At 65.6% G+C, this 23,524-nt stretch carries 27 protein-coding genes; 15 read left to right on the plus strand and 12 right to left on the minus strand.

Annotated elements, in window-relative coordinates; translation table 11 throughout:
* Nucleotides 1–22: 22 nt before the first annotated feature.
* Genes NUW81_RS03380 through NUW81_RS03390 form a run of 3 tightly spaced genes read left to right on the plus strand, consistent with a single transcriptional unit; the run spans nt 23 to nt 1,886 of the window.
* Nucleotides 23–205 carry a hypothetical protein gene (locus tag NUW81_RS03380; protein WP_245110342.1) on the plus strand — a complete coding sequence of 61 codons (183 nt, stop codon included), beginning with the start codon at nt 23–25 and terminating at the stop codon, nt 203–205.
* A 4-nt stretch (nt 206–209) separates the two neighbouring features.
* Nucleotides 210–989 carry a 2-(1,2-epoxy-1,2-dihydrophenyl)acetyl-CoA isomerase PaaG gene (paaG, locus tag NUW81_RS03385; protein ID WP_245110343.1) on the plus strand — a complete coding sequence of 260 codons (780 nt, stop codon included), beginning with the start codon at nt 210–212 and terminating at the stop codon, nt 987–989.
* Between the two features lie 24 nt (nt 990–1,013).
* Nucleotides 1,014–1,886 (plus strand): formylglycine-generating enzyme family protein, encoded by an 873-nt coding sequence (locus tag NUW81_RS03390; RefSeq protein ID WP_245110344.1) that lies wholly within the window; start codon nt 1,014–1,016, stop codon nt 1,884–1,886.
* A 48-nt stretch (nt 1,887–1,934) separates the two neighbouring features.
* Here NUW81_RS03390 and NUW81_RS03395 read toward each other — a convergent pair whose 3' ends face one another.
* Entirely contained in the window at nt 1,935–2,189 is a 255-nt protein-coding gene (locus tag NUW81_RS03395; protein WP_260508532.1) for a hypothetical protein, read from the minus strand.
* 239 nt (nt 2,190–2,428) lie between these two features.
* Here NUW81_RS03395 and paaZ point away from each other — a divergent pair, with 239 nt between their 5' ends.
* Together paaZ and NUW81_RS03405 are read left to right on the plus strand one after the other, a co-directional pair.
* Complete coding sequence (gene paaZ / locus NUW81_RS03400; protein ID WP_245110346.1) at nt 2,429–4,450, plus strand: phenylacetic acid degradation bifunctional protein PaaZ; 2,022 nt, start codon at nt 2,429–2,431, stop codon at nt 4,448–4,450.
* 68 nt (nt 4,451–4,518) lie between these two features.
* Nucleotides 4,519–4,950 carry a CBS domain-containing protein gene (locus tag NUW81_RS03405; protein ID WP_245110347.1) on the plus strand — a complete coding sequence of 144 codons (432 nt, stop codon included), beginning with the start codon at nt 4,519–4,521 and terminating at the stop codon, nt 4,948–4,950.
* A 142-nt stretch (nt 4,951–5,092) separates the two neighbouring features.
* Here NUW81_RS03405 and NUW81_RS03410 read toward each other — a convergent pair whose 3' ends face one another.
* Genes NUW81_RS03410 through NUW81_RS03430 form a run of 5 tightly spaced genes read right to left on the minus strand, consistent with a single transcriptional unit; the run spans nt 5,093 to nt 7,496 of the window.
* Nucleotides 5,093–5,596 (minus strand): F0F1 ATP synthase subunit B family protein, encoded by a 504-nt coding sequence (locus NUW81_RS03410; protein WP_245110348.1) that lies wholly within the window; start codon nt 5,594–5,596, stop codon nt 5,093–5,095.
* The gene (locus NUW81_RS03415; protein ID WP_245110349.1) at nt 5,589–6,083 is read right to left on the minus strand and encodes a F0F1 ATP synthase subunit B family protein; all 495 of its coding nucleotides are present in this window, start codon (nt 6,081–6,083) and stop codon (nt 5,589–5,591) included. Before NUW81_RS03415 ends, NUW81_RS03410 begins: the two co-directional genes overlap by 8 nt.
* A 30-nt stretch (nt 6,084–6,113) precedes the next feature.
* Nucleotides 6,114–6,341 carry a F0F1 ATP synthase subunit C gene (locus tag NUW81_RS03420; protein WP_085217225.1) on the minus strand — a complete coding sequence of 76 codons (228 nt, stop codon included), beginning with the start codon at nt 6,339–6,341 and terminating at the stop codon, nt 6,114–6,116.
* A gap of 30 nt (nt 6,342–6,371) precedes the next feature.
* The gene (locus tag NUW81_RS03425; RefSeq protein ID WP_245113654.1) at nt 6,372–7,127 is read right to left on the minus strand and encodes a F0F1 ATP synthase subunit A; all 756 of its coding nucleotides are present in this window, start codon (nt 7,125–7,127) and stop codon (nt 6,372–6,374) included.
* 30 nt (nt 7,128–7,157) lie between these two features.
* Nucleotides 7,158–7,496, minus strand: coding sequence for an AtpZ/AtpI family protein (locus NUW81_RS03430; RefSeq protein ID WP_245110350.1), 339 nt, complete (start codon nt 7,494–7,496; stop codon nt 7,158–7,160).
* Between the two features lie 161 nt (nt 7,497–7,657).
* On the opposite strand from NUW81_RS03430, the gene NUW81_RS03435 reads away from it, so the two are divergent.
* From NUW81_RS03435 to NUW81_RS03455, 5 genes are all read left to right on the plus strand, one after another.
* Nucleotides 7,658–8,479, plus strand: coding sequence for a PdaC/SigV domain-containing protein (locus NUW81_RS03435; RefSeq protein WP_245110351.1), 822 nt, complete (start codon nt 7,658–7,660; stop codon nt 8,477–8,479).
* A gap of 92 nt (nt 8,480–8,571) precedes the next feature.
* On the plus strand, nt 8,572–9,258 hold the full coding sequence (gene radC, locus NUW81_RS03440; protein WP_245110352.1) for a RadC family protein: 687 nt from the start codon (nt 8,572–8,574) through the stop codon (nt 9,256–9,258).
* Between the two features lie 65 nt (nt 9,259–9,323).
* Nucleotides 9,324–10,643: an adenylosuccinate lyase gene (gene purB, locus NUW81_RS03445; RefSeq protein WP_245110353.1), complete on the plus strand. Its 1,320-nt coding sequence runs from the start codon at nt 9,324–9,326 to the stop codon at nt 10,641–10,643.
* Nucleotides 10,640–11,176 (plus strand): biliverdin-producing heme oxygenase, encoded by a 537-nt coding sequence (locus NUW81_RS03450; protein WP_245110354.1) that lies wholly within the window; start codon nt 10,640–10,642, stop codon nt 11,174–11,176. Before purB ends, NUW81_RS03450 begins: the two co-directional genes overlap by 4 nt.
* Nucleotides 11,173–13,782 (plus strand): HWE histidine kinase domain-containing protein, encoded by a 2,610-nt coding sequence (locus NUW81_RS03455; protein ID WP_245110355.1) that lies wholly within the window; start codon nt 11,173–11,175, stop codon nt 13,780–13,782. The genes NUW81_RS03450 and NUW81_RS03455 overlap by 4 nt, the downstream gene beginning before the upstream one ends.
* A 6-nt stretch (nt 13,783–13,788) precedes the next feature.
* On the opposite strand, the gene NUW81_RS03460 is transcribed toward NUW81_RS03455, so the two are convergent.
* The 3 genes from NUW81_RS03460 to dnaK all read right to left on the minus strand — a co-directional run bounded on the left by NUW81_RS03460 (nt 13,789) and on the right by dnaK (nt 17,914).
* Complete coding sequence (locus tag NUW81_RS03460; protein ID WP_245110356.1) at nt 13,789–14,697, minus strand: MBL fold metallo-hydrolase; 909 nt, start codon at nt 14,695–14,697, stop codon at nt 13,789–13,791.
* A gap of 80 nt (nt 14,698–14,777) precedes the next feature.
* On the minus strand, nt 14,778–15,911 hold the full coding sequence (gene dnaJ / locus NUW81_RS03465) for a molecular chaperone DnaJ (RefSeq protein WP_376741959.1): 1,134 nt from the start codon (nt 15,909–15,911) through the stop codon (nt 14,778–14,780).
* Nucleotides 15,912–15,973: 62 nt separating this feature from the next.
* Entirely contained in the window at nt 15,974–17,914 is a 1,941-nt protein-coding gene (dnaK, locus tag NUW81_RS03470) for a molecular chaperone DnaK (RefSeq protein ID WP_245110358.1), read from the minus strand.
* Nucleotides 17,915–18,192: 278 nt separating this feature from the next.
* On the opposite strand from dnaK, the gene NUW81_RS03475 reads away from it, so the two are divergent.
* Nucleotides 18,193–18,459, plus strand: coding sequence for a hypothetical protein (locus NUW81_RS03475; RefSeq protein ID WP_245110359.1), 267 nt, complete (start codon nt 18,193–18,195; stop codon nt 18,457–18,459).
* Between the two features lie 71 nt (nt 18,460–18,530).
* Here the strand turns inward: NUW81_RS03475 and fabG are convergent, their stop codons facing one another.
* Nucleotides 18,531–19,268: a 3-oxoacyl-[acyl-carrier-protein] reductase gene (gene fabG, locus NUW81_RS03480; RefSeq protein ID WP_245110360.1), complete on the minus strand. Its 738-nt coding sequence runs from the start codon at nt 19,266–19,268 to the stop codon at nt 18,531–18,533.
* A complete protein-coding gene (gene fabD, locus NUW81_RS03485) occupies nt 19,268–20,191 on the minus strand; it encodes an ACP S-malonyltransferase (RefSeq protein WP_245110361.1) in 924 nt (307 codons plus the stop codon). The genes fabG and fabD overlap by 1 nt, the downstream gene beginning before the upstream one ends.
* A gap of 312 nt (nt 20,192–20,503) precedes the next feature.
* Between fabD and NUW81_RS03490 the strand changes: the two genes are divergently transcribed.
* Complete coding sequence (locus NUW81_RS03490; RefSeq protein ID WP_245110362.1) at nt 20,504–21,097, plus strand: outer membrane beta-barrel protein; 594 nt, start codon at nt 20,504–20,506, stop codon at nt 21,095–21,097.
* An 80-nt stretch (nt 21,098–21,177) separates the two neighbouring features.
* Here NUW81_RS03490 and NUW81_RS03495 read toward each other — a convergent pair whose 3' ends face one another.
* Nucleotides 21,178–21,942, minus strand: coding sequence for an SDR family oxidoreductase (locus NUW81_RS03495; RefSeq protein ID WP_245110363.1), 765 nt, complete (start codon nt 21,940–21,942; stop codon nt 21,178–21,180).
* A 236-nt stretch (nt 21,943–22,178) separates the two neighbouring features.
* Here NUW81_RS03495 and rpsF point away from each other — a divergent pair, with 236 nt between their 5' ends.
* The 3 genes from rpsF to rplI are packed head-to-tail and all read left to right on the plus strand — an operon-like array spanning nt 22,179 to nt 23,451.
* The gene (gene rpsF, locus NUW81_RS03500; protein WP_245110364.1) at nt 22,179–22,538 is read left to right on the plus strand and encodes a 30S ribosomal protein S6; all 360 of its coding nucleotides are present in this window, start codon (nt 22,179–22,181) and stop codon (nt 22,536–22,538) included.
* Nucleotides 22,538–22,762, plus strand: coding sequence for a 30S ribosomal protein S18 (rpsR, locus tag NUW81_RS03505; RefSeq protein WP_245110365.1), 225 nt, complete (start codon nt 22,538–22,540; stop codon nt 22,760–22,762). Before rpsF ends, rpsR begins: the two co-directional genes overlap by 1 nt.
* Nucleotides 22,763–22,773: 11 nt before the next feature.
* Nucleotides 22,774–23,451: a 50S ribosomal protein L9 gene (gene rplI / locus NUW81_RS03510; RefSeq protein ID WP_245110366.1), complete on the plus strand. Its 678-nt coding sequence runs from the start codon at nt 22,774–22,776 to the stop codon at nt 23,449–23,451.
* The last annotated feature ends 73 nt before the right edge of the window (nt 23,452–23,524 follow it).

The raw sequence follows: 23,524 nt of genomic DNA on the forward strand, positions 1-23,524 counted from the left end.
CGAATGTCCTAAATGCCAATCGATGCAGATCGAGGAAGGCCACCAGATCGACAAGGATTATGGCGAAAGCTTCGTCGGCAGCTTCATCCCCGGCGCGCCCGACAAGCGCTGGTGGGGCTATAAAGTCGACAAGAAGGCGGTCATCCCCATCACCCAATATCGCTGCACCCGTTGCGGCTATCTCGAAAGCTATGCGAAGGGCTGAAGCTATGACCGAGCAGACCATCCTCATCGACCGCGACGATCATGTCGCCACCCTCACCCTCAACCGCCCCGATCGCCTCAACAGCTTTACCGCCGACATGCATGCCGAGCTGAAGCGCGCGATCCGGCAGGTGCATGACGCGCGCGTCCTCATCCTCACCGGGGCGGGGCGCGGTTTTTGCGCAGGCCAGGATTTGAACGATCGCAAGGTCGCGCCTGGCGAGGCGGTCGATCTGGGCGAAACGGTCGAGGAGAGCTGGAACCCGCTCATCCGCACCATCGCCACCCTGCCCCAGCCCGTGCTCTGCGCGGTCAATGGCGTGGCGGCGGGCGCGGGCGCCAATATCGCGCTGGCCTGCGACCTCACCTTCGCCGCCCGTTCGGCGCGCTTCATCCAGAGCTTCTCGGCGCTCGGCCTCATCCCCGACAGCGGGGGCAGCTGGCACCTCCCGCGCCTCGTCGGCCAGCAGCGCGCCTTGGGCCTCGCGCTCACCGGCGAACCCCTCGACGCCGAACAGGCCGCCGACTGGGGCATGATCTGGAAGGTCGTCGACGATGAGCTGCTGATGGAAGAAGTCCGCGCCACCGCGCACAGGCTCGCCAGCCTGCCCCCCCTGGGCCTCGCCGCGATCAAGAAGCTCATCCGCACGAGCGGCAGCCGCGACCTCGAGAAGGAGCTCGACCTCCAGCGCGACGAAATGCGCCGCTTGGGCTACACCGAGGATTATCGCGAAGGCGTCGCCGCTTTCCTCGAAAAGCGCAAGCCGACCTTCAAGGGAAAGTAAGGAAAGCCCGCTAGCGTCACCCCCATGTTCCTGACGATCGTCCTCGCCGCCGGCTTGCAGCTGTTCCCCGCGCCGTCCTTTCCCGTGCCCGAGATGGTCGAGATCGAGGGTGCCGAAACGCTCGGCTTCAGCAAGGCGGGCAGATATGAGGTGACGTGGCGTCAATATGGCGCCGCGGTGGCGGCAGGCGCCTGCCGACCCCCGATCGGTGTCCTCATTCTTCATGAATATGAGCTCGACGAGATCGACGAGGAGCGACGCACCACCCTCGATGACCCGCGCTTCGACACCGACCTCGCGGTCGACCGGATCTCCGTCGAGGACATGCATTGCTATGTGGATTGGCTAGGCGCGGCGACCGGACGGGACTTTGCCCTTCCCACCGAAACACAATGGCGGTGGCTTGCCTATGGCGGGGCCACCACGCAATTCCCCTGGGGCGACGAGCTCGAATACGACCGCGCCTACGTCTATCGCAACAGCCGTCCCGTCTTCGACCAGTCCCGCGTCCGCCGTTATCCCGGCCCGGGCAGCGTCACCTTCGTCGGTCAGTTTGCCCCCAACCGCTTCGGTCTTCACGACGTGGTCGGCAATGCTGCCGAATTTCTCGGCGACTGCGAGGAAAACGTGCTGCCCAACGGCCACCGCAACTTCACCTGCCTGACCAGCGGCGGCCGCTCTTCCCTCGACAAGCTCCCCGAGCCGCAGCGATATTTCATGTGGCAGGATCGCGCGAGCCCGTCGGTCGGCTTTCGATTGATCGAGCGCAATGGAGCAACGCCGCAGCAGACAATGCTGCCGGAACAGGAAGCAGGGGCGGAGCACGGAGCGTCAGAGGTGCGTGAAGCATCAGCGGTGGATGGGGCGATGGCGGAGCACGGATCAGCGCCCGAATAATTTCTGCTCGGGCCGGGCCTATGAGACGGCACTTGTTCGCACGCTGCGCTACTTCAGCAGCCCCGCCAGCGCGGCGATCCCGCTGACGATTCCCTGGGCCAGCGCGGCGCCGCACAGCACGCCCACCACCCCGACGAGGATCGAATGGCCGAGCGATGGCTCCTGATCGCGCTCGCGTGCGGCATGGCGGCGCGCAGCCATTCGCCGCGCCGCTTCCTGTCGCGCCTCGAGCGCTGTCAGCCCGCCATGCGGCACCAGCAGCGACACGCTGTCCTCGACCCGGCGCGGGTAGGCGTTCGGCACGTCGTTCGCCGCCCGTGCCCAGGCGGAGCGGCGGAGCTCCCCGGGGGCGGGTCGGCGCGATGCCGGGTCGAAGCGGTGGCGCATATCCATGACCTCGCTTCTACCGCGCGGCGCCCGCCAAGGCCCGCGAGAGAGGGTCCGAAACGGACCTCCTCCGCCTTTGCCGAGAACATCGGTTGCCGCGCGGCCCCGCCCGCCGCTACACGGACCGCCAGACGAGTTCAGGAGAGAGTGACCCCATGAAGACCGCCGAGCTGCTCAATTATGCCCGCGACCAGTGGACCCGCGGCGAGGGCGACCTTCGCGCCATCCCCAGCGCCATCGACGGGAGCGAGATCGCCCGCACCGGCTCGGACGGCCTCGACTTCGCCGCCATGCTCGCCCACGCCCGCGAGGTCGGCGGCCCTGCCCTGCGCAAGATGACCTTCCACGAACGCGCCTGGATGCTGAAGACCCTCGGTCTCGCCATCATGGAGCGAAAGGAAGAGCTGTACGCGCTCAATCCTCACTCCGGCGCGACGCGCAAAGACGGCTGGATCGACATCGACGGCGGCGCGCTCACCCTGCTGAGCTACTCTTCGACCGGCCGCAAGAAACTCCCCGACGCCCATGTCCTCCTCGACGGCGAGCAGGAGCCGCTCGCCAAGGAGCCGGGTTTCGTCGGCCAGCATATCATGACCCCCAAACAGGGAGCGGCGGTGCACATCAACGCCTTCAACTTCCCCGTCTGGGGGATGCTCGAGAAAGTCGCGCCGACGCTGCTCGCGGGCATGCCCTGTATCGTCAAGCCCGCGACCGCCACTTCCTATCTCGCCGAGGCTGCCTTCCGCATCATGATCGAGACGGGCGTGCTCCCCGAGGGCGCGGTCCAGCTGATCGTCGGCGGGGTCGGCGACATGTTCGACCATCTCACCGGCCAGGATGTCGTCAGCTTCACCGGTTCGGCGGCCACCGCGAACAAGCTCAAAAACCACCCCACGGTGCTGCGCGAGAGCGTCACCTTCGTCGCCGAACAGGACAGCCTCAACGCCTCGGTCCTCGGCCCCGACGCCACCCCCGACAGCCCCGAATTCACGCTCTTCGTCGACGAGGTCGTGCGCGAGATGACGGTCAAGGCGGGCCAGAAGTGCACCGCCATCCGCCGCGCGCTCGTGCCCGAGGCCCAACTCGACGCCGTCGAGAAGGCGATGGCTGAAAAGCTTTCCGCCATGACCATCGGCGATCCACGCGAGAAGGAGACCCAGCTGGGCGCCCTCGTCAGCTGCTCGCAGCGCGACGACGTCCGCTCGAAGATCGCCGAGCTGGTCAAAGGCGGCGCGCGCATCGTCTGCGGCGACCCCGACGCCAATGTCGGCACCGAAGGCGGCGCCTTCATCGCCCCCTGCCTCCTGCGCGCCGACGATCCGTGGAGCGCCGATGCGGTGCACGATGTCGAGGCCTTCGGCCCCGTCGCCACCATCATGCCCTACAAGGACGTGGACGACGCCATCGCGCTCGCCAATCGCGGCATGGGCAGTCTCGCGCTTTCCATGTTCAGCCATGACGAGACCGCCGCCGCCACCTTCATCCGCGGCGCCGCCGCCTTCCACGGCCGCATGCTCGTCATCAACCGCGACAATGCCAAGCTCTCGACGGGCCACGGCAGCCCGCTCCCCGTCCTCGTCCACGGTGGCCCCGGCCGCGCCGGCGGGTCGGAGGAAATGGGCGGCGTGCGCGGCCTGCATCATTACATGCAGCGCACCGCCATCCAGTCGACGCCCGCGATGATCGCGGCGATCAGCGGCCAATATGTCGCGGGCGCGCCCAAGACCGAGAGCCCCGTCCACCCCTTCCGCCTCAAGATGAGCGAGATGAAGCTCGGGCAGACCTTCTTTTCCAAGAGCCGGCAGGTGAACATCGAGGACATCGAGCGCTTCGCCCGCTTCACCGGCGACACCTTCTACGCGCATATGGACGAGGAAGCCGCCAAGGCTTCCCCCATCTTCGAGGGCCGCGTCGCCCACGGCTACCTGATCCTGAGCTTCGCCGCAGGCCTGTTCGTCGACCCCGAGCCCGGCCCCGTGCTGGCCAACACCGGCATCGAGGATTTGAAGTTCCTGACCCCGCTCTATCCGGGTGACAGCATGCGCGTCGAACTCACGGTCAAATCCAAGTCGATCAAGTCGGAGGAAACCGGCGTGGTGAAGTGGGCGGTCGAGATCTTCAATCAGGATGAAGAGCTCGTCGCGACCTACACTCTCCTCACCGAAAACACGCCCTAGGGCCGGAACGATCGGCAGCAGCCTCCCGTTAATTTGTTGAAACTCAACGAAAAAGTGGGAGCGTAGATATGCAGATCGACCAAGTCATGACCAAGGACATCAAGACGGTGTCGCCTTCGGAATCGGTGCGAAAAGCCGCCAGCTTCATGCTCAGTGAAGACACCGGCTCGATCCCCGTTTGCGATGGTGACAAGCTCGTCGGGATGATCACCGACCGCGACGTCGCCGTGCGTGGCATCTCGGAAGGCAAGGATCCCGACTGCGCAGTCTCGGAGCTCATGACCAAGGATCCCGTGTGGATCCGTTCGAGCGACGATGTCGACACCGCCGCCTTGAAGATGAGCGAATGCCAGGTGCGCCGCCTGCCGGTGATCGATGACAGCGACAAGCTCGTCGGCATGGTCAGCCTCGGCGACATCGCCCGCCAGACCGATGGCGACGCCGAGAATGTCGCCCTCGAAGGCGTCAGCGAACGCGGCGAGCTTCACCAGCAGTCGTAACGAGAGAGATTTCCGCCACTGGCGGAAGATGAGGCAGGGGCGAGGATGGCCATGGCCGTCCTCGCCTCTTCCTTTGTGCGCAAACAGAAAGGGCCCGGAAGCAACTGCCTCCGGGCCCTTCGCTGTTTGCTATGCGAGGTGCCTAGCCGAGCTTGGTGATCGCTTCGTCGATCAGCTTGGCGTCGGTGTCCTCGTCGGCCTTCTTGGCGATGATCGCGGCAGAGGCATTCTTCGCGGCAGTGGCGGCGATGGCCTTGAGCTCGGCGACCGCGGCCCGCTGTTCGGCGGCGATCTTGGCTTCGGCCATGGCCTGCTTGCGCGCGACCATTTCCTTGGCGTCGGCTTCGGCCTTGGTCACCAGCGCGGTGGCCTCTTCCTCGGCGCGGGCGCGGATCGCGTCGGCGTCCTTCTTGGCGGCCTTGGCCTTGGCGTCATATTCGGCCTTCAGGGCTTCGGCTTCGGCGCGAAGCTGCTTGGCTTCGTCGAGCTGTTCCTTGATCGCCTCGATCTTGGCGTCGAGCGACTTGCCGATCGCGGCCGGCACCTTCTTCCACAGCATGAGCGCGATGACCGCGGCCATGGCGAAGGCGACCCAGACGGCGCCGTCGGTGAAATAGCTCTCGGCAGCGAGGACCATGTTAAACATGGGTGAGTTCCTTCTTCACCGCGCTGGTGGCGGTGCGCTTGTCGACCTTGAGGCCGGCGACCTTGAGGACCATGGCCTGCGTCGCCTCTGCAGCAAGGGCTTCGAGTTCGGCGCGCGCGGCGGTGCGCTGCGCCTCGAGTTCGGCGGCCGCCTTCTCGAGCGTCTTGTCGATGCCCTTGTCGGCCTTGGCCAGCGCCTGTTCGGTCCGCTCGGCGGCGGCTTCCTTGGCGTTGGCGTTAAATTTGGCGGCTTCGGCGCGGGCGGCATCGAGGTCGGCGCGATAGCCTTCCTCGAGCGCGTCCGCGGCCTTCTGCGCCTCTTCGGCTTCCTTGAGGTCGGCTGCGATCTTGTCGTCGCGCAGGTCCACCGTCTTCTGGATCTTGGGGACCATGCCATAGCCGATGAAGACCAGGATGGCGCCGAAGAAAACCGTCAGCCAGAAAATCTGCGAGGCGTAGATTTCCGCAATTTGTGCAAGTTGCGGCATGAGCCGACCCCTTGGAAACTAGAAGTGAAGTTACGCGACGAAGAGCAGGATCATCGCGACGACGAACGCCAGCAGGCCGAGAAGTTCGGCAGCGGCGAAGCCGATGAACAGGCGACCCTGCTGGCCGTCAGCGGCGGCCGGGTTGCGAAGCGCGCTCTCGAGGAACGAGCCGAAGACGTTACCAACGCCAAGGGCGGCCATACCAACGCCGATCGCGGCGAGACCGGCACCAAGCAGCTTTGCGGCTTCTGCGTCCATGATAAAAACTCCCAGTTGAAAAATCAGTGATTAGTGAAGGTTGATCGCGTCGTTGAGATACAGCGACGTGAGCAGGGCGAAAACATAGGCCTGGATGCCGGCGACGAGGATCTCGAGCATCGAGATACCGATCATCAGGACGAAACTGGGCACCGAGACGATGGCGAGCGTGGCGATGCCGCCAGCGGTGCCGTTGATCACGAAGCCCGCCAGCACCTTGAGCAGGATGTGGCCCGCGGTCATGGCGACGAACAGTCGCAGACCGAGGCTGATCGGGCGGAACATGAAGCTGAACAGCTCGATGAGGAAGATGAGCGGGACCATGACGGTCGGCGTGCCGTGCGGCACGAACAGGCTGAAGAAGTGCAGCTTGTGCTTCCAGAAGCCGACGATCAGCACCATCGCGAAGCTGACCAGCGCGAGCACGCCGGTGACGGTCAGGTGGCTGGTCACGGTAAAGGCATGGACGCCGAAGATCGCGGTCGGCAGCAGGCCGAGCAGGTTGGCGAACAGGATGAACATGAACAGCGAGAAGACATAAGGCACGAACTTGCGGCCTTCCTTGCCGATGTTCGTGTCGATCATGCCGGTGATGAAGCCGGTGAAGCCCTCGACAGCCATCTGCCAGCGACCGGGGACGAGCTCGCGCTTCATGCCACCCATCATGAACAGGCCAAGCACGACCAGCGTCACGGCCATCCAAGCCGCGCTGTTGGTGAAGGGAATCGAATAGCCCGCGATTTCCCAGCCCTCGCCAAAGAGGGGGGTCACCTCGAACTGGTACATCGGATCGATCTTGCCGCCTTCAGCCACTTGTCACTCGTCCCTTGCACCCGGCTTTGCGCCGGTAGAAATTCTCACGATGCTCCAGAAGCCGCCCACGATCCCGAGGACCAGGCCGACGATCAGAGCGACGCCCCCCGTTCCTGCCAGACGATCGATCGTCCAGCCCACGAGGGTGCCACCGAACAGGCCGCCCAGAAGATAGGACAGCACCCTTCCCCCTTGCGCTTCGCTATCGTCGCGCGCGGGGCGATTGGCACCGGTCCTTTCCGCCTCCCGTTCCTGCGCTCGCCGGAGCCGCTCTTCGAGCGAATCGATCCGCGCATCCTCGGGGGTTTCGGGCACCTGCCTGTCGGATCCGTTCTCGGCCATGCTTTCTCCCGTAAACCAAGTGCCAGCTCCAACGATGAAACTGGCACGACGGCCCGGGGCTTCGAACGAGCCCGCCAGAGGCGCCGCCCCTTTATGAAGCGAGGCACTTAGTGTCAACCGTCGAAGGGAACGATCTATCGCCTTTCTGCGCTTGGAGAGCGATGACGTTGCTTCCCCCTCCCGGCCCCCGCGCCCTCCTTCCGCTCGGTGTCACGCTGGCCGGCGCGCTGCTGGCCTGCCAGCCCGAAACAGCGGGGGAAGAGCCCCCCTCCGCGACCATGGCCGACCCGCCCGCGCCCGAGGCCATGGCCGAAACCCCCACCGCCGTGAAGATCGTCGAGAAGGACAATCTCGTCGACTTCAGCTGGAGCTGGCCGGCCGAGGCCGCCGCCGTGCCCGCCATTGACGCGCGCTTTCGCAAGGAGGCGCAGGAGGCCCTCGCCGATCTGCGCGGGATGGCGGAGGAAGGTGCCGCGATGCGCGCCGAACAGAAGATAGCCTTCAATGGCTATGAAGGCAGCAAGGCATGGGAGACGGAGGGAGATACGCACAGGCTCCTTTCGCTGTCGGCGAAATGGGGAAGCTACACCGGCGGCGCGCATCCCAACCACGGCACCGACGCGCTTCTCTGGGACCGCGAGGATGAGGCGCAAATCGATCTCGCCACGCTATTCGGCGACAAAGAGGAGCGCGACGCCGCCTTGCGCGAAGCCTTTTGCACCGACCTTGCCGCGCAGCAGCTCGAACGCCGCGGTGAAGTGATCAGCGGCATGTTCTCCGAATGCCCGGCCCTCGGCGAGATCACCATCATTCCCGTCGACCGCGACGGCAACGGCCGCTTCGAGCGTTTCGCCCTCACCGCCGACCCTTATGTCGCGGGACCCTATGCCGAGGGCTATTACGAGGTCGAACTGCCGATCGGCCCCATGCTCCTCGACGCCCTCGATGCCCGATACGCCGGCGATTTCGAGACGGCATCGTAACGAGCCTTGGCGGGAGCGCTCCGCCCCGCTAGCCTCGGTCCTGCCGAATCCTCGTGGAGCCCCTCGCCCATGCACCGTTCGGCCTGCCCCCAATGAACGATCTCGCCCCGCTCGACGCCGCCGGCCATCGCGCGCGCCTGCGCAAGCGCTTTATCGAGGAGGGCGAGACCGCGCTGCTCGATCACGAGCTGGTCGAATACCTCCTCACCCTCGCCAACCGCCGCGGCGACACCAAGGCGCTCGCCAAGCGGCTGCTTGCCCAATTCGGCGGCTATGCCGAGCTGCTCGAGGCCGATGTCGGCACGCTCCGGCGCGAGGGCCTTACCGACCCGCAGATCGGCGCCCTGAAGATCGCCGCCGCGACCGCGCGCCGCCTCCTCGAACATCGCCTGCACGGCCGCGACCTCCTCACCAGCTGGCAGGCGGTGACCGACTATCTCCATGCCAAGATGGCGTGGCGCGGGACCGAGGAGGTGCGCGGCCTCTTCCTCGACACCAAGAACCGGCTCCTCGCCAACGAGACGCTGTTCGAGGGCACGGTCGATGAGAGCGCGGTCCATGTGCGCGAAGTGCTTGCCCGCGCGCTGGCACTCGGCGCCTCGGCCCTCATCCTCGTCCACAACCACCCCTCGGGCGATGCGACCCCGAGCCGCGCCGACATCCGCCTCACCCGCGAACTGGCCGACGCCGCCCGCCCGCTGAGAATCCTGCTCCACGACCATGTCATCATCGGCGCCACCGGCGAGCCCGTGTCGCTGCGCGCGGCAGGTCACCTTTAGTCCGGTTGTAAGCCCCCTCCTGCCCTGCTAGTCGCCGCCGAAACAAATTGCTTTCGGAGCTACTCATGGTCCCCCGCTACGCCCGCCCCGAGATGACCGCCATCTGGGATACCGAGAACCGCTACCGCATCTGGTGGGCCATCGAGGTTTTCGCCGCCGAGGCGATGGGACAGATCGGCATGATCGATGCCGACGATGCGAAGACCATCCGCCGCGCCTATGACGACAATGTGCTGGGCGAGATCGACGTGCCCGCCATCGACGCCATCGAGGCGGTCACCAAGCATGACGTCATCGCCTTCCTCACCTGGGCGGGCGAGAAGCTCGGGCCCGAACGCCGCTGGCTCCACCAGGGCATGACCAGCTCGGACGTGCTCGACACCAGCCTCGCGGTCCAGCTGACCCAGTCGGCCGACCTTCTCATCAAGGGCATGGAAGAACTGCTCGAGACGCTGAAGCGCCGCGCCCAAGAGCATAAGATGACCCCGACCATGGGCCGCAGCCACGGCATCCATGCCGAACCGACCAGCTTCGGCCTGAAGCTCGCGCAGGCCTATGCCGAGTTCGACCGCGGCCTCACCCGCCTGCGCCACGCCCGCGACGAGATCGCCACCTGTGCCATCTCGGGCGCGGTCGGCACCTTCGCCAATATCGACCCGCGCATTGAGGAGCATGTCGCCAAGGAACTCGGCCTCACCCCCGAGCCCATCTCGACGCAGGTCATCCCGCGCGACCGCCACGCCGAATTCTTCGCCACCCTCGCGGTCATCGCCTCCTCGGTCGAGCGCCTCGCCGTCGAGGTCCGCCACCTCCAGCGCACCGAAGTGCTCGAGGCGGAGGAATATTTCTCGCCCGGCCAGAAGGGCTCGTCGGCCATGCCGCACAAGCGAAACCCCGTCCTCACCGAGAACCTCACCGGCCTTGCCCGCATGGTTCGCGCCTATGCGCTTCCCGCGCTCGAGAATGTCGCCCTCTGGCACGAGCGCGACATCAGCCACAGTTCGGTCGAGCGCTTCATCGGCCCCGATGCCTGCATCACCCTCGACTTCGCGCTCGCCCGCCTGACCGGCGTCATGGACAAGCTCATCGTCTATCCCGAGCGAATGCAGAAGAACCTCGACCGCATGGGCGGGCTCATCCACTCGCAGCGCGTCCTCCTCGCCCTCACGCAGAAAGGCCTCAGCCGCGAGGACAGCTATGCCATCGTCCAGAAGAACGCGATGCGCGTGTGGGAATCCGACGGCCAGCTCAAGCTGCTCGACCTCCTGAAAGAGGACGAACAGGTGACGGCAAAGATGAGCGGGGAAGAACTCGAAGGCCTGTTCGACCTCGACCACCATCTCGCCCGCGTCGACACCATATTCGAGCGCGTGTTCGGCGGATGAACGTCCGCGCCTCGCTGAAAGCCGCTACCGATGCGCGGCACGAGGCGCTCGATGACCTCTTCTCCACGCTCGACCTGACGAAGCGCGAGGATTACGTTCGCTTCCTCCTCGCACAGGCCGCCGCGCTCCTCCCCTACGAGGCCGCGCTCGACCATGCGGGGGCGGCGACCGTCATTCCCGACTGGCCCGCCCACCGCCGCGGCCCCGCGATCCTCGCCGACCTCGAGGCGATGGGCCACGACCTGCCCCCGCCGGTCGCCATCCAGCCGGTGCTCGGCACCCCCGACATCCTCGGCGCCGCCTATGTGCTCGAAGGCTCGCGGCTCGGCGGCGAAGTCATCCGCCGCGGGCTGCCCGAGGGCATGCCGACCGCTTTCCTTCGCCACCCCTCGCCGACGCGCTGGCCCGATTTCGTTGCGCTCCTTGAACAAAATCTGGCATCACCCGTTGATCGTGCCGTGGCGGAGCGCGCGGCGATCCTGGCCTTCGAGGCATTTGCGCGCGCTGCCGATGCGTATGTGGGGAACGAATGAACAAGCCTGAAGACTTCGACGGTCCCGTTGACCTGACGAACTGTGACCGCGAACCGATCCACCTTCTGGGTGGCATCCAGCCGATCGGTTTCCTCGTCGCTTTCTCGCTTGACTGGCAGATCATGCGCCATTCGGCCAACCTTGACGACTTCCTTCCCGTCGGTGCCGATCCGCTCGGCAAGCGCGCGCAGGAATTTCTCTCGGGCGAGGCGATCCATGCTCTGCGCAACCGCCTCGCGCTCCTGCGCGGCAGTGACGCCGTCGAGCGCCTGTTCAACCTGCCGCTCACCGAGAGCGAGGACGCGCGCCAGTTCGACCTCGCCATCCACATGTCGCAGGGCATGATCGTCGTCGAGGGCGAGCCGAGCCGCGACAAGGGTTTCGGCGATGCCAGCGGCATGGTCCGCTCGATGGTCAGCCGTCTCGACAGCGCGCCCGACATGGCCGGCTTCCTTCGCGAAGGCGCGCGCCAGGTCCGCGCACTGACCGGCTATGACCGCGTCATGATCTACCAGTTCGACCGCGACGGGTCGGGCGAAGTGGTGGCCGAGGCCGCCAAGTCGGGCATCGGCACCTTCCTCGGGCTGAACTATCCCGCCAGCGACATCCCCAAGCAGGCGCGCGAGCTCTATCTGCGCTCGCTCATGCGCGTCATCACCGACGTCGATGCCGAGCCCGTGCCCGTGCTGCCGCAGAAGAACATCGACGGCGAGCCGATCGACCTGTCCTTGTCGGTGCTGCGCGCGGTCAGCCCGATCCACATCGAATATCTCAAGAACATGGGGGTGCAGGCCACCCTCACCATCTCGATCATCACCGAGGGCAAGCTGTGGGGCATGATCGTGGCCCACCATTACAGCGCCCGCTGCCCCTCCTTCGAGCGACGCTCGGTCGCCGAACTGTTCGGCCAGCTCTTCGCCATGCGCGTCGAATCGCGCGAGCGGCAGGAACTGATGGCGCTCGAACGGCAGGCGCGCGACATGTCCGACCAGCTATTGGGCGCCATCGCCACCGATGAATCGCTGCTGCGCGACCCGCAATGGTTCTCCGACGTCATCACCGGCGTCGTCCCCGCCGATGGCGTGGGCGTCTGGATCAACGGCAATTACGCCTTTGCCGGCCTGACCCCCGACACCGCCCAATTCGCTCGCATCGTGCGCGCCCTCAACGGCACCGCGGCGGGGCGTGTTTTCGCCACTGACCGGATCTCGAGCGTGGTCGAGGGCGCCGAGGCCTTCGCCGACAAGGCCGCCGGCATGTTGGCCATCCCGATCAGCCGCACGCCGCGCGACTATGTCGTCCTCTTCCGCGAGGAGCGCATCCGCTCGGTGCGCTGGGCCGGCAATCCGCAGAAACCCGCCAGCTACGGCCCCAACGGCACCCGCCTCCACCCGCGCGAGAGCTTCGAGGAATGGAAGGAACTGGTCGAGGGCAAGTCCAGGCCCTTCACCGACACCGAGAAGCGCATCGCCGAGCAGCTGCGCGCCACTCTCATCGAGGTCGTGCTGCGCCTGTCGGACGAGGCCAGCCAGGAACGGCAGGCGGCCAACGACCGGCAGGAATTGCTGATCGCCGAGCTCAATCACCGCGTGCGCAACATCCTGTCGCTGATCCGCGGCCTCATCCGGCAATCCAAGCCTAGCGACGACACGCCGATCGAGGATTTCGTCGCGCTGGTCGACGGACGCATCCATGCGCTCGCCCGCGCCCACAACCAGATCACCGAGGACCATTGGGGGCCCGCGCAATTCCAGCAGCTGATCGACGCCGAGGTCGCCGCCTTTCTCGTCGAACAGAAGGACCGCGTCTCGACCGACGGTCCCGGCATCCTCCTCAACCCGCAGGCCTATTCGACGATGGCGCTCGTCGTCCACGAGCTCGTCACCAATTCGGCCAAATATGGCTCGCTGTCGGATTCGGGCACGGTGCATGTCAGCTGGCATGTCGATGCGACCGACCATCTCCATATCCACTGGACCGAACAGGGCGGCCCGCCGGTCAGCCAGCCCACCCGGCAGGGCTTCGGCACCACCATCATCGAGCGCAGCGTGCCCTACGACCTCGGCGGAAAGGCGCGGCTCGACTATCGTCCCGAAGGGTTGAAGGCGAGCTTCATCATCCCGCCGCGCCATCTCACGCTGCGTAGCGGCGAGGAAGGCCGCATGCAGACGAGCGAAGCGCCCCAGCCGCGCAGCGAACGCCCCGCGCAGGTCGAGACCAAGGACGGCGCCAACGAGCGCCTGCTCGAGGACAAGGTGGTGATGCTGGTTGAGGACAGCCTCATCATCGCGCTCGATGCCGAGGACATCCTCGCGCGCCTCGGCGCACGCAAGATCGTGACCGAGGCCAGCGTGGAGGGCGCGATCGCCACCATCGACCGCCTCCAGCCCGATTTCGCAGTGCTCGACATCAACCTCGGCGACACCAACAGCTTCCGCATCGCCGATGTGCTCGACGATCATGGCATCCCGTTCGTCTTCGCCACCGGCTATGGCGAACAGGCCGCCCTGCCCGACCAGCACAAGAAGCGCCTCGTCCTGCAGAAGCCCTATACGATCGGCACGGTGAGCCGCCGCCTGGCGGCCTGGCTCGACGGCGAGGAATAGGCCGCCTCAGCGGGGGCTGTAGTCGGTCTCTCCCCTGAGGCTCTTGTAGACGGCCTCGATGAACTTCGCCCGCGTGATGAAGCCCTCGCCGACCTCATAGGGCGCGGTGAGGTCGCGGGCCTGCACCGCCTCGAGGCTCTCGCCCGCCGCCACGCCCTCGGCCACGCCCGCGCGGATGGCGACGAGCATGTCGTGATAGGCATGGAGGTCGGCATGGGTGGCGATGGGGCCGTGGCCGGGGATGACCGTCCAGTCCTCGCCGATGCCGTCCAGCACCCCGCGCACCGCCGCGATCACCCCGTCGATCGACCCGCCCGCGGCAAGGTCGATGTAAGGCCAGGTCGCATCCTTGAAATAGGTGTCGCCCATGTGGACGACCTTCGAGCCCCGGAGCCAGACGATCGCATCGCCATCGGTGTGGGCATGGTGGACATGGACGATGTCGATCTGCTCGCCGTTCCAGTAGAGGTCGACCGAACTGTCGAAAGTGATGACCGGCAGCTTCATCCAGCCTTCGGCGCTCCCCTCACCCGCCGCATCCTCCTCGGCCAGCTCGGCCTCGATGCGGGCGCGGACATTCTCGTGCGCGAGCACCTTGCCGCCCGCCACCGTCATCTGCTCGTTCCCGCCGGTATGGTCGCCGTGATAATGGGTGTTGATGACGAATTCGAGCGGCGCGTCGCTCACCTCGCGCATGGCAGTGAGCAGCTTGGGCGCGAGCGGGGCATATTTGTCATCGATCATGACATTGCCGTCTTGGCCATGATGGACCGCGACATTGCCGCCCGGCCCGAACAGCACGCACAGCCGCTGGTTCAGGCACTCGGTACGGATCTCGGCATCGGCCATGTCCTGCGCGGCGGCAGGCGCGCTGAAAGCGGTGGCGGCAAATAGGCTGGCGGCGATGATGCGCATAGGACGTCCCCTGTTGTTCCGTTCCCAGAACAACAGCAGCAATACGCCGGTTCCGCCAGCCCTTCGGGGCCCGTGCGGCCCTAGCCCTCGAACATTTCCTTCATGCGACCGAAAAAGCCCTTGGTGGCGGGGCATTCATCACCCGTCTCCAGCTCGCGGAACTGCTCGAGCAACTCCTTCTGCTTTTTCGACAGCTTGACCGGCGTCTCGACATGGACGCGCGCGATCATGTCGCCGCGGCCGCTGCCATTCACGACCGTCATGCCCGCGCCGCGCTTCTGCAGCGCCTCGCCCGACTGGATGCCGGGCTTGATGCGGAATTCCACGCTATTGCCGTCGACGCCGGGCACTTCCACCTCGCCGCCCAGCGCGGCGGTGGTGAAGCTGACCGGCACGTCGGCGACGAGCGTCGAGCCCTCGCGCTGGAAGATGGGGTGCCGCTTCATGTGGACGAACAGATAGAGGTCGCCGCGCGGCGCACCGCGCACGCCTGCCTCGCCCTCGCCCGCGACGCGGATGCGATTGCCATCGTCGACGCCCGCGGGGATATCGACCGACAGCTTGCGCTTCTTGAGCATGCGGCCTTCGCCGTTGCAGTGGTTGCACGGGTCGGCGACCACCTGCCCCGTGCCGTTACAGCCCGGGCAGCCGCGCTCGACGAGGAAGAAGCCCTGCTGGGCGCGCACCTTGCCGGCGCCGCCGCAGGTCTCGCACAGCACCGGCTTCGACGTGCCCGCCGAGCCATTGCCCTCGCACGGCTCGCACGGCGCCATCGCTTCGACCGTGATGGTCTTCTCGGTGCCCGCAAAGGCTTCCTCGAGGCTCAGCTCGAGGTCGTAGCGCAGGTCCGCCCCGCGTCCTGGTGCAGGCCGTGCGCGGCCACGGCCGCCGCCGGCCATCTCGCCGAAGATCGAGGAAAAGATGTCGGAGAAATCGGCACCGGCACCGCCGCCACCGAAGGGATTGCCGCCACCCGGCCCGCCACCCTCGAAGGCGGCCTTGCCGAAGCGGTCATAGGCCGCACGCTTCTGCGGATCCTTGAGGACGTCATAGGCCTCGTTGATTTCCTTGAAGCGCTGCTCCTTGTCCGAGCAGCCGTTGTGGCGGTCGGGATGGCAGTCCATCGCCGCCTTGCGATAAGCGCGCTTGATCTCGCCCGCATCGGCAGAGCGGTCGAGCCCAAGAAGGTCGTAATAGTCGGTTTCGGCCATCAATCCGTCCCACCCCGGACATGCAAAGGCGCCGTCCCCCTGTCAGGAGACGGCGCCCGCATGACCTAGTTGGCCTTTTCGTCTTCGTCGACTTCGCTGAACTCGGCGTCGACGACTTCCTCGTCGTCGGCCTTGCCAGCATCGGCGTCGGCAGTGTCACCGGCGCTCGCATCGGCGCCCTGCGCCTGTTCGGCCTGGTAGATCGCCTGACCGAGCTTCATGGCTTCCTGCGCCAGCGCTTCCGACTTCGACTTGATCGCCTCGGCGTCATCGCCGCCAAGCGCGTCCTTGAGTTCGGTCAGCTTCGACTGGATCTCGGCCTTGGTAGCCTCGTCGACCTTGTCGCCATGCTCCTCGAGCTGCTTCTCGGTCGTGTGGACGAGGCTGTCGGCCTGGTTGCGGACTTCGGCGGTTTCCTTCCGCTTCTTGTCGTCGTCCGCATACTGTTCGGCTTCCTGGACCATCTTCTCGATGTCGTCGTCCGAAAGGCCACCCGAGGCCTGGATGCGGATCTGCTGTTCCTTGCCGGTGCCCTTGTCCTTGGCCGACACGTTGACAATGCCGTTGGCGTCGATGTCGAAGGTGACCTCGATCTGCGGCACGCCGCGCGGCGCGGCGGGGATGCCGACGAGGTCGAACTGGCCGAGCATCTTGTTGTCGGCCGCCATTTCGCGCTCGCCCTGGAAAACGCGGATGGTCACCGCATTCTGGTTGTCGTCGGCGGTCGAGAAGGTCTGGCTCTTCTTCGTCGGGATCGTCGTGTTGCGATCGATCATCCGCGTGAAGACACCGCCCAGCGTCTCGATGCCGAGCGACAGCGGCGTCACGTCGAGCAGCAGCACGTCCTTGACGTCGCCCTGGAGGACGCCCGCCTGGATCGCCGCGCCCATGGCGACGACTTCATCGGGATTGACGCCGGTGTGCGGCTTCTTGCCGAAGAAGGTCTCCACCGTCTCGCGGACCTTGGGCATGCGGGTCATGCCGCCGACCATCACGACCTCGTCGATGTCCTTGGCATCGACGCCGGCATCCTTGAGCGCCTTCTTGCAGGGCTCGAGGGTGCGCTTGATGAGGTCGCCGACGAGCTTTTCGAGGTCGGCGCGGGTGATCGTCTCCACAAGGTGCAGCGGGGTCGAGGCGCCGCCTTCCATCCGCGCGGTGATGAAGGGCTGGTTCACTTCGGTCGTCTGTGCCGAGGAGAGCTCGATCTTCGCCTTTTCGGCCGCTTCCTTGAGGCGCTGCAGCGCGAGGCGGTCCTTGCGAAGGTCGATATTTTCCTTCTTGTTGAACTGGTCGGCGAGATATTCGACGATCGCGGCGTCGAAGTCCTCACCACCGAGGAAGGTGTCGCCGTTGGTCGACTTCACCTCGAACACGCCATCGCCAAGTTCGAGGATCGAGATGTCGAAGGTACCGCCGCCAAGGTCGTAGACCGCGATGGTCTTGTTGCCTTCCTGCTTGTCGATCCCGTAGCCGAGCGCCGCGGCGGTCGGCTCGTTGATGATGCGCAGCACCTCGAGGCCCGCGATCTGGCCGGCGTCCTTGGTCGCCTGGCGCTGGGCGTCGTTGAAATAGGCCGGCACGGTGATGACCGCCTGCGTGACCGTCTCGCCGAGATAGGCCTCGGCGGTTTCCTTCATCTTCTGGAGGATGAAGGCCGAGATCTGCGACGGCGAGAAGTCCTTGCCGCCCGCCTTGACCCAGGCATCACCGTTCGAACCCTTGACGATGTCATAAGGAACGAGCTCGGTATCCTTCTTGGTGATGGGATCATCGAAGCGGCGACCGATGAGGCGCTTCACCGCGAACACGGTATTGTCGGGGTTGGTGACCGCCTGGCGCTTGGCCGGCTGGCCGACGAGGCGTTCGCCATCCTTGGTGAAGGCGACGATCGAGGGCGTCGTGCGCGCGCCTTCCGAATTCTCGATAACCTTGGGCTTGCCGCCCTCCATGACCGCGACACAGCTGTTGGTGGTGCCAAGGTCGATACCAATGACTTTGGACATAGATGTCTTTCCCTCTCAGATGCGCCCCGTTTCCCCGTGGGGCGATGTCAAAAAATGTCTTCTGGCGCGATATAGGGAGGGCTTTTTTCGTGACAAGGGATGACGCTTTATTGACGAAGCATGTCGTTGAAACGGCGGGATAATTCGACGAACGCGCTAACTGCCCTACGGTCTTTGTGCTATAAGGGGGCATTCGACTGGACGTCGTATTTCACCCCGCCCGGCCGATCGTTTTCATGCCGAATTTAGGGAGACGAGCCATGTCATACCAAGGAACCGTGACTGCATATGACGAGGAGCGTCGCTGCGGCGTCATCCATTGCGATGACGATGACAGCGACCTGCGCGTCGAAACCCGCGACCTCGACGCCTCGGGACTCGACCACCTGACCCGCAACTGCCGCGTCGATTTCGAACGCGGCGTCGACGAGAACGGCCGCGTCCACGCCCAGCAGATCACCCAGCTCCAGGACCCGACCATCGTGGCGGGCCGCTCGATGTCGCTCCAACGCCTGCACAACGCCGGTTTCAAGTCGATCTTCTGAGCCAAGAAAAAGGGGCGGGACCAGCGCTCGGCTGCCCCCGCCCCTTTCGTGCGTCAATCAGGCGCCCGGCCTCAGACCATCGCCATGCCGCCGTTCACGTGCAGCGTCTGGCCGGTCATGTAGCCCGCCTCGTCCGAGGCGAGATAGGCAACCGCCGCGCCGATATCATCGCCCGAGCCCATCTTGCCCATCGGGATCTTCGACAGGATCGCATCCTTCTGCTTGTCATCGAGCGCATCGGTCATGGCAGAAGTCATGAAGCCGGGCGCCACGCAGTTCACGGTGATGTTCCGCGAGGCGACTTCCTGCGCGAGGCTCTTCGACATGCCGACGAGGCCCGCCTTGGCGGCGACATAATTCATCTGCCCGGGGTTGCCCGTCTGGCCGACCACCGAGCTGATGTTGACGATCCGCCCGCCGCGCGCGCGCATCATCGGCTTGACCGCCGCGCGCATCAGCCGGAAGGCCGCCTCGAGATTGACTTTGATGACGTCGTTCCACTCGTCATCCTTCATCCGCATCGCCAGATTGTCGCGGGTGATGCCGGCATTGTTGACGAGGATGTCGAGCTTGCCGAGCTTTTCCACCGCGGCCGGCACCAGCCCGTCGACCGCGTCCGCATCCGACAGGTTGCACACCAGCGTCACATGATCGCCGCCAAGCTCGTCGGCGAACGCCTGCAGCTTGGCCTCGTTCGAGCCCGACAGCGCGATCCGCGCGCCCTGCGCATGCAGCGCCTTGGCGATCGCCGAACCCAGCCCGCCCGAAGCGCCGGTCAGCAGCGCGGTTTTTCCTTCAAGTGAAAACATCAGACTTCCTTCGCAAATGCTTCGAGGTCGGCCATCGTCACGAGGCTGGTGGCCTGCGCATCGGGCACGATCTTCTTGACCATCGGCCCCACGACCTTGCCGCCGACCTCGACGAAATGGGTCACACCCTGGTCCGCCATATATTGGATGCTCTCGCGCCAGCGCACGCGGCCCGTCACCTGCTCGACGAGCTGGCTGAGGATCGCGGGGGCTTCCGACGAGGCTTCGGCGGTCACGTTGGCGACCAGCGGCACGCTCGGCGCCACCGGTTTGTGCTCGGCCAGCGCCACCGCCATGCGGTCGGCCGCCGGTCGCATCAGCGAACAGTGGAACGGCGCCGACACGGGCAGCTTGATCGCCCGCTTGGCACCCATTTCCTTGGCGCGCTCGACGACGCGGTCGATCGCCTCGGCATGGCCCGACAGGACGACCTGGCCGGGATCATTGTCATTGGCGACCTCGCACACCTGCCCCTCGGCACAGGCCTCGGCGATTTCCTGCGCCTTTGCGATGTCGACACCCAGCAGCGCGGCCATCGCGCCGACGCCCACCGGCACGGCTTCCTGCATGGCATTGCCGCGGATACGCAGCAGCTTGGCCGCCTCGGCCAGCCCGAAGCTGCCCGCACCGCACAGCGCCGAATATTCGCCGAGGCTGTGCCCCGCCACGAAGGCGGCCTTGCCCGCAAGGTCGATGCCACTGGCGCGCAGCACGGCGATCGAATGCGCCATGATCGCGGGCTGGGCATTGGCGGTCATGGTCAGATCGTCGACGGGGCCGTCGGTCATCAGCTGGAACAGATGCTGCGACAGCGCCTCATCGACCTCGGCGAACACGTGGCGCGCGGCCTCGCTCGCCTGCGCCAGCTCGGCGCCCATGCCGACCTTCTGGCTACCCTGGCCCGGAAATATGAAAGCGTACATTGGTCAGATCCTCCCTGTTGCCGCGGGCCTAATCGGCGCGCCGCGACAAGGCAAGATCACGGAAGGCGCAAGGGCAGGCGCCGCAGCGCCAGCCAGCCGCCTCGCCAGCAACTTCCCGCATCCCGGCCCGGCGCTTAACGCATAATAAAAACGCGGCAAATCATAGCCTTGGACCGCTGCCGTTACGAACTTTCTCTCCTCCCCTTGGAACTCCGCGCCGCCTTTCCCATTCTATCGCTTCCCCGTTGGGATCCGCGGCCCGCGACGCTTCGACGTCCGGGCCGTGTGCGTTTGAACAAAGGACTGTTAAACATGAAGAAAATTCTCGCTCTTACCGCCGCCGCGACCGCTTTCGTCGCCGCCCCCGCCGCCGCGCAGGACGGCACCGAATTCTACGCCGGCGCGACCGCGGGCTATCACGACGTCACCGAAATCGACTTCACCGAGATCGGCCTCGACCAGCAGACCGGCGTCAACGGCGCCATCTTCGGCGGCTTTGCCGGCGTCACCCTGCCGACCGAAGGCAATATGGTCCTCGGCGTTGAAGGCACGCTCATGGGCGGCACCGAGTCGATCGACATGGAATATGGCGTGTCGGGCATCGTCGGCACCCGCTTCGGCGCCAACAACCGCGTCTATGCCCGCGCCGGCTACCACTGGGTTGACCTCGACGTCGAAGGGATCGCCAACAATGTCGCCGACGACTTCGGCTTCACGGGTGCCGAGCGCGCCCTGCTCATCGCCGAACTCGAAGCCGGCCTCGACGGCGAAGACACAGGTGACGGCTACCTCCTCGGCATCGGCGCCGACTTCGGCATCGGCTCGAACGCCTTCGTTCGCGCCAATGTCGACACCGTCGAATTCGACACGGTCCGCGCCACCGCGGGTCTCGGCCTGCGCTTCTAAGCGCTAGCGACCGACGAAAAAGAGGGGCCGGGTGGCATCGCGCCGCCCGGCCCCTTTTTCGTGCCCGAAGGCCATAGCGACTAGTGCGTCGTCATGCCGCCATCGACGAAATATTCGCTCGCGGTGACATAGGCCGCATCGTCCGACAGCAGGAAGGCCGCGACCGCCGCCACCTCGTCGGGATTGCCGAAGCGCCCGAGGATGGTCGACTTCTTGATGCGCTCGGCCATTTCCTGCTTCTCCTCGTCGCTCATCCCGCCCGATTTGGACGAATAGACGTCGAGGAAGCCCGTATCGATCGGCCCCGGCGCGATCGAGTTGACGCGGATCCCGCGCCCGCCCAGCTCGCGCGCCCAGCTTTTCGAAAAGGCGTTCATCGCCGCCTTGGTCGCGGCATAGACCGCCCCGCCGGGCATGCCGGTATAGGGCGCGACGGAAGACGTCAGCAGCACGCCCGCGCCATCGTTCAATTTGCCCGACAGCTGCGTCATCTGCAGCACCGGCCCGAGATTGTTCACATGGACCATATTCTCGAACATCTCCTTGTCGGTGCCGTCGATGGGGGTCTGCGCGCCGAACCCGGCGTTGAGGAACAGCCCATCGAGGCCGCCCATCCTGTCGACCTTCTCGGCCAGCTCCTTCGCTGCCTCGGGATCGGAGGCGTCGTTCCTGAGGATGAGGCTCGCATCGGGCAATTCGCGCCCCGCCTGGTCGAGATGCTCCTGGCTCATGCCCGTCACCGCCACCTCGCCGCCCTCGGCGACGATCCGCTTGGCGGTGGCCAGTCCGATGCCGTTGGTGCCGCCGGTGATGAGGATGCGCTTGCCGTCGAAACGATTGCCCATGTGAAGTCTCCGCTTGTGATGAGGGGTTCACCCCAGCCAACACGGCCTGCCCTGCCCCCGTTCCGCTTCGCCCTCGCGGCTGCGACCAAATGCTTGCAATCACGGACGATAAGCGTCATAGGGCGCGCGAGCTGGCACCCCCCGTGGTTCGCCGGCTCGTTGAATACTGAAGACAGCCGGAGGGGTGGTTCGCATGGTGCGGCCATCAGCGATCGGCCAACATGAGAGAATAAGATATGGCTCTTTACGAGCATATCTTCCTCGCGCGTCAGGACCTTGCGCAAGCGCAGGTGGACACCCTGACCGAAGACGCCGGGAAGATCATCGCCGACAATGGCGGCAAGGTCGTCGAGACCGAAACCTGGGGCCTCAAGAGCCTCGCCTACAAGATCCAGAAGAACCGCAAGGCGCACTTCGTGATGATGCGCCTCGACACGCCCGCCGCGGCGGTCGCGGAACTGGAACGCCAGACCCGCATCAACGAAGACGTGGTCCGCTACATGACCATCCGCGTCGACGCGCATGAAGAAGGCCCCTCGGTCCAGATGCGCAAGAACGAACGCGACGGTCGTCGCGGCAAGAAGGAGCGCAACTAATGGCCCGTCCGTTCTTCCGCCGCCGCAAGTCGTGCCCCTTCTCGGGCAACGAAGCGCCCGTCATCGACTATAAGGACACGCGCCTCCTCTCGGGTTTCATCTCCGAGCGTGGCAAGATCGTGCCCTCCCGCATCACCGCAGTGTCGGCCAAGAAGCAGCGCGAACTCGCCAAGGCGATCAAGCGTGCGCGTCACATCGGCCTGCTGCCCTACGTCGTTAAGTAAGGAGAACACCCATGGACGTGATCCTGCTTGAACGCGTCGAGAAGCTCGGCGGCATCGGCGACGTCGTGACCGTCAAGAACGGCTACGCGCGCAACTTCCTGCTTCCCAACAAGAAGGCCCTTCGCGCCAATGCCGCGAACAAGGCCGTCTTCGAGGCGAACCGCGAGAAGATCGAAAAGGAAAATGCCGAGAAGCGCACCGTCGCTGAAGGCGAAGCCAAGAAGATGGACGGCACCACGCTGATCCTCATCCGCCAGGCTTCGAACACCGGCCAGCTCTACGGTTCGGTCGCCACCCGCGACATCGTCGCCGGCATGGAAGAAGAAGGTCACAAGATCGAGAAGAGCCAGGTCCAGCTCCTGCGCCCGATCAAGACCATCGGCATGCACGACGTCACCGTCGTCCTCCACCCCGAGGTCAACGTGACCGTCAAGGCCAATGTCGCCCGTTCGCCCGAAGAGGCCGAACTGCAGGCGCAGGGCGTCGACATCATCCAGCAGATGTATGAAGACGAACAGGCCGAACTGATGGGCAACGCGATGGAACCCGACAGCGAGGACGAAGGCGCCCTCGAACCGGGCCAGGTCGTCGCCGAAGACGGTTCGATCGAGCCGGTCGAAGGCGAAACCGCCGAAGCCGCCCCGGCCGACGCCGAAGCGACCGAAGAAGACAAGAGCGAAGAAGAGTAAGCTTCCTCGCACCTGTCCTTCGGGCACGAAGAAAAAGGGGCCGTCCGGGAGACCGGGCGGCCCTTTTTCGTGG

It is taken from the genome of Sphingomicrobium aestuariivivum (assembly GCF_024721585.1).
Lineage (GTDB): Bacteria > Pseudomonadota > Alphaproteobacteria > Sphingomonadales > Sphingomonadaceae > Sphingomicrobium > Sphingomicrobium aestuariivivum.

Excerpts from the sequence above, each read along its gene's own strand:
- NUW81_RS03380 (WP_245110342.1), top strand. The coding sequence starts at position 23 with ATGCAGATCGAGGAAGGCCACCAGATCGACAAGGATTATGGCGAAAGC.
- paaG (WP_245110343.1), top strand. The coding sequence starts at position 210 with ATGACCGAGCAGACCATCCTCATCGACCGCGACGATCATGTCGCCACC.
- NUW81_RS03390 (WP_245110344.1), top strand. The coding sequence starts at position 1,014 with ATGTTCCTGACGATCGTCCTCGCCGCCGGCTTGCAGCTGTTCCCCGCG.
- paaZ (WP_245110346.1), top strand. The coding sequence starts at position 2,429 with ATGAAGACCGCCGAGCTGCTCAATTATGCCCGCGACCAGTGGACCCGC.
- NUW81_RS03405 (WP_245110347.1), top strand. The coding sequence starts at position 4,519 with ATGCAGATCGACCAAGTCATGACCAAGGACATCAAGACGGTGTCGCCT.
- NUW81_RS03410 (WP_245110348.1), bottom strand. The coding sequence starts at position 5,596 with ATGTTTAACATGGTCCTCGCTGCCGAGAGCTATTTCACCGACGGCGCC.
- NUW81_RS03415 (WP_245110349.1), bottom strand. The coding sequence starts at position 6,083 with ATGCCGCAACTTGCACAAATTGCGGAAATCTACGCCTCGCAGATTTTC.
- NUW81_RS03420 (WP_085217225.1), bottom strand. The coding sequence starts at position 6,341 with ATGGACGCAGAAGCCGCAAAGCTGCTTGGTGCCGGTCTCGCCGCGATC.
- NUW81_RS03425 (WP_245113654.1), bottom strand. The coding sequence starts at position 7,127 with ATGTACCAGTTCGAGGTGACCCCCCTCTTTGGCGAGGGCTGGGAAATC.
- NUW81_RS03430 (WP_245110350.1), bottom strand. The coding sequence starts at position 7,496 with ATGGCCGAGAACGGATCCGACAGGCAGGTGCCCGAAACCCCCGAGGAT.
- NUW81_RS03435 (WP_245110351.1), top strand. The coding sequence starts at position 7,658 with ATGACGTTGCTTCCCCCTCCCGGCCCCCGCGCCCTCCTTCCGCTCGGT.
- radC (WP_245110352.1), top strand. The coding sequence starts at position 8,572 with ATGAACGATCTCGCCCCGCTCGACGCCGCCGGCCATCGCGCGCGCCTG.
- purB (WP_245110353.1), top strand. The coding sequence starts at position 9,324 with ATGGTCCCCCGCTACGCCCGCCCCGAGATGACCGCCATCTGGGATACC.
- NUW81_RS03450 (WP_245110354.1), top strand. The coding sequence starts at position 10,640 with ATGAACGTCCGCGCCTCGCTGAAAGCCGCTACCGATGCGCGGCACGAG.
- NUW81_RS03455 (WP_245110355.1), top strand. The coding sequence starts at position 11,173 with ATGAACAAGCCTGAAGACTTCGACGGTCCCGTTGACCTGACGAACTGT.
- NUW81_RS03460 (WP_245110356.1), bottom strand. The coding sequence starts at position 14,697 with ATGCGCATCATCGCCGCCAGCCTATTTGCCGCCACCGCTTTCAGCGCG.
- dnaK (WP_245110358.1), bottom strand. The coding sequence starts at position 17,914 with ATGTCCAAAGTCATTGGTATCGACCTTGGCACCACCAACAGCTGTGTC.
- fabG (WP_245110360.1), bottom strand. The coding sequence starts at position 19,268 with ATGTTTTCACTTGAAGGAAAAACCGCGCTGCTGACCGGCGCTTCGGGC.
- fabD (WP_245110361.1), bottom strand. The coding sequence starts at position 20,191 with ATGTACGCTTTCATATTTCCGGGCCAGGGTAGCCAGAAGGTCGGCATG.
- NUW81_RS03490 (WP_245110362.1), top strand. The coding sequence starts at position 20,504 with ATGAAGAAAATTCTCGCTCTTACCGCCGCCGCGACCGCTTTCGTCGCC.
- NUW81_RS03495 (WP_245110363.1), bottom strand. The coding sequence starts at position 21,942 with ATGGGCAATCGTTTCGACGGCAAGCGCATCCTCATCACCGGCGGCACC.
- rpsF (WP_245110364.1), top strand. The coding sequence starts at position 22,179 with ATGGCTCTTTACGAGCATATCTTCCTCGCGCGTCAGGACCTTGCGCAA.
- rpsR (WP_245110365.1), top strand. The coding sequence starts at position 22,538 with ATGGCCCGTCCGTTCTTCCGCCGCCGCAAGTCGTGCCCCTTCTCGGGC.
- rplI (WP_245110366.1), top strand. The coding sequence starts at position 22,774 with ATGGACGTGATCCTGCTTGAACGCGTCGAGAAGCTCGGCGGCATCGGC.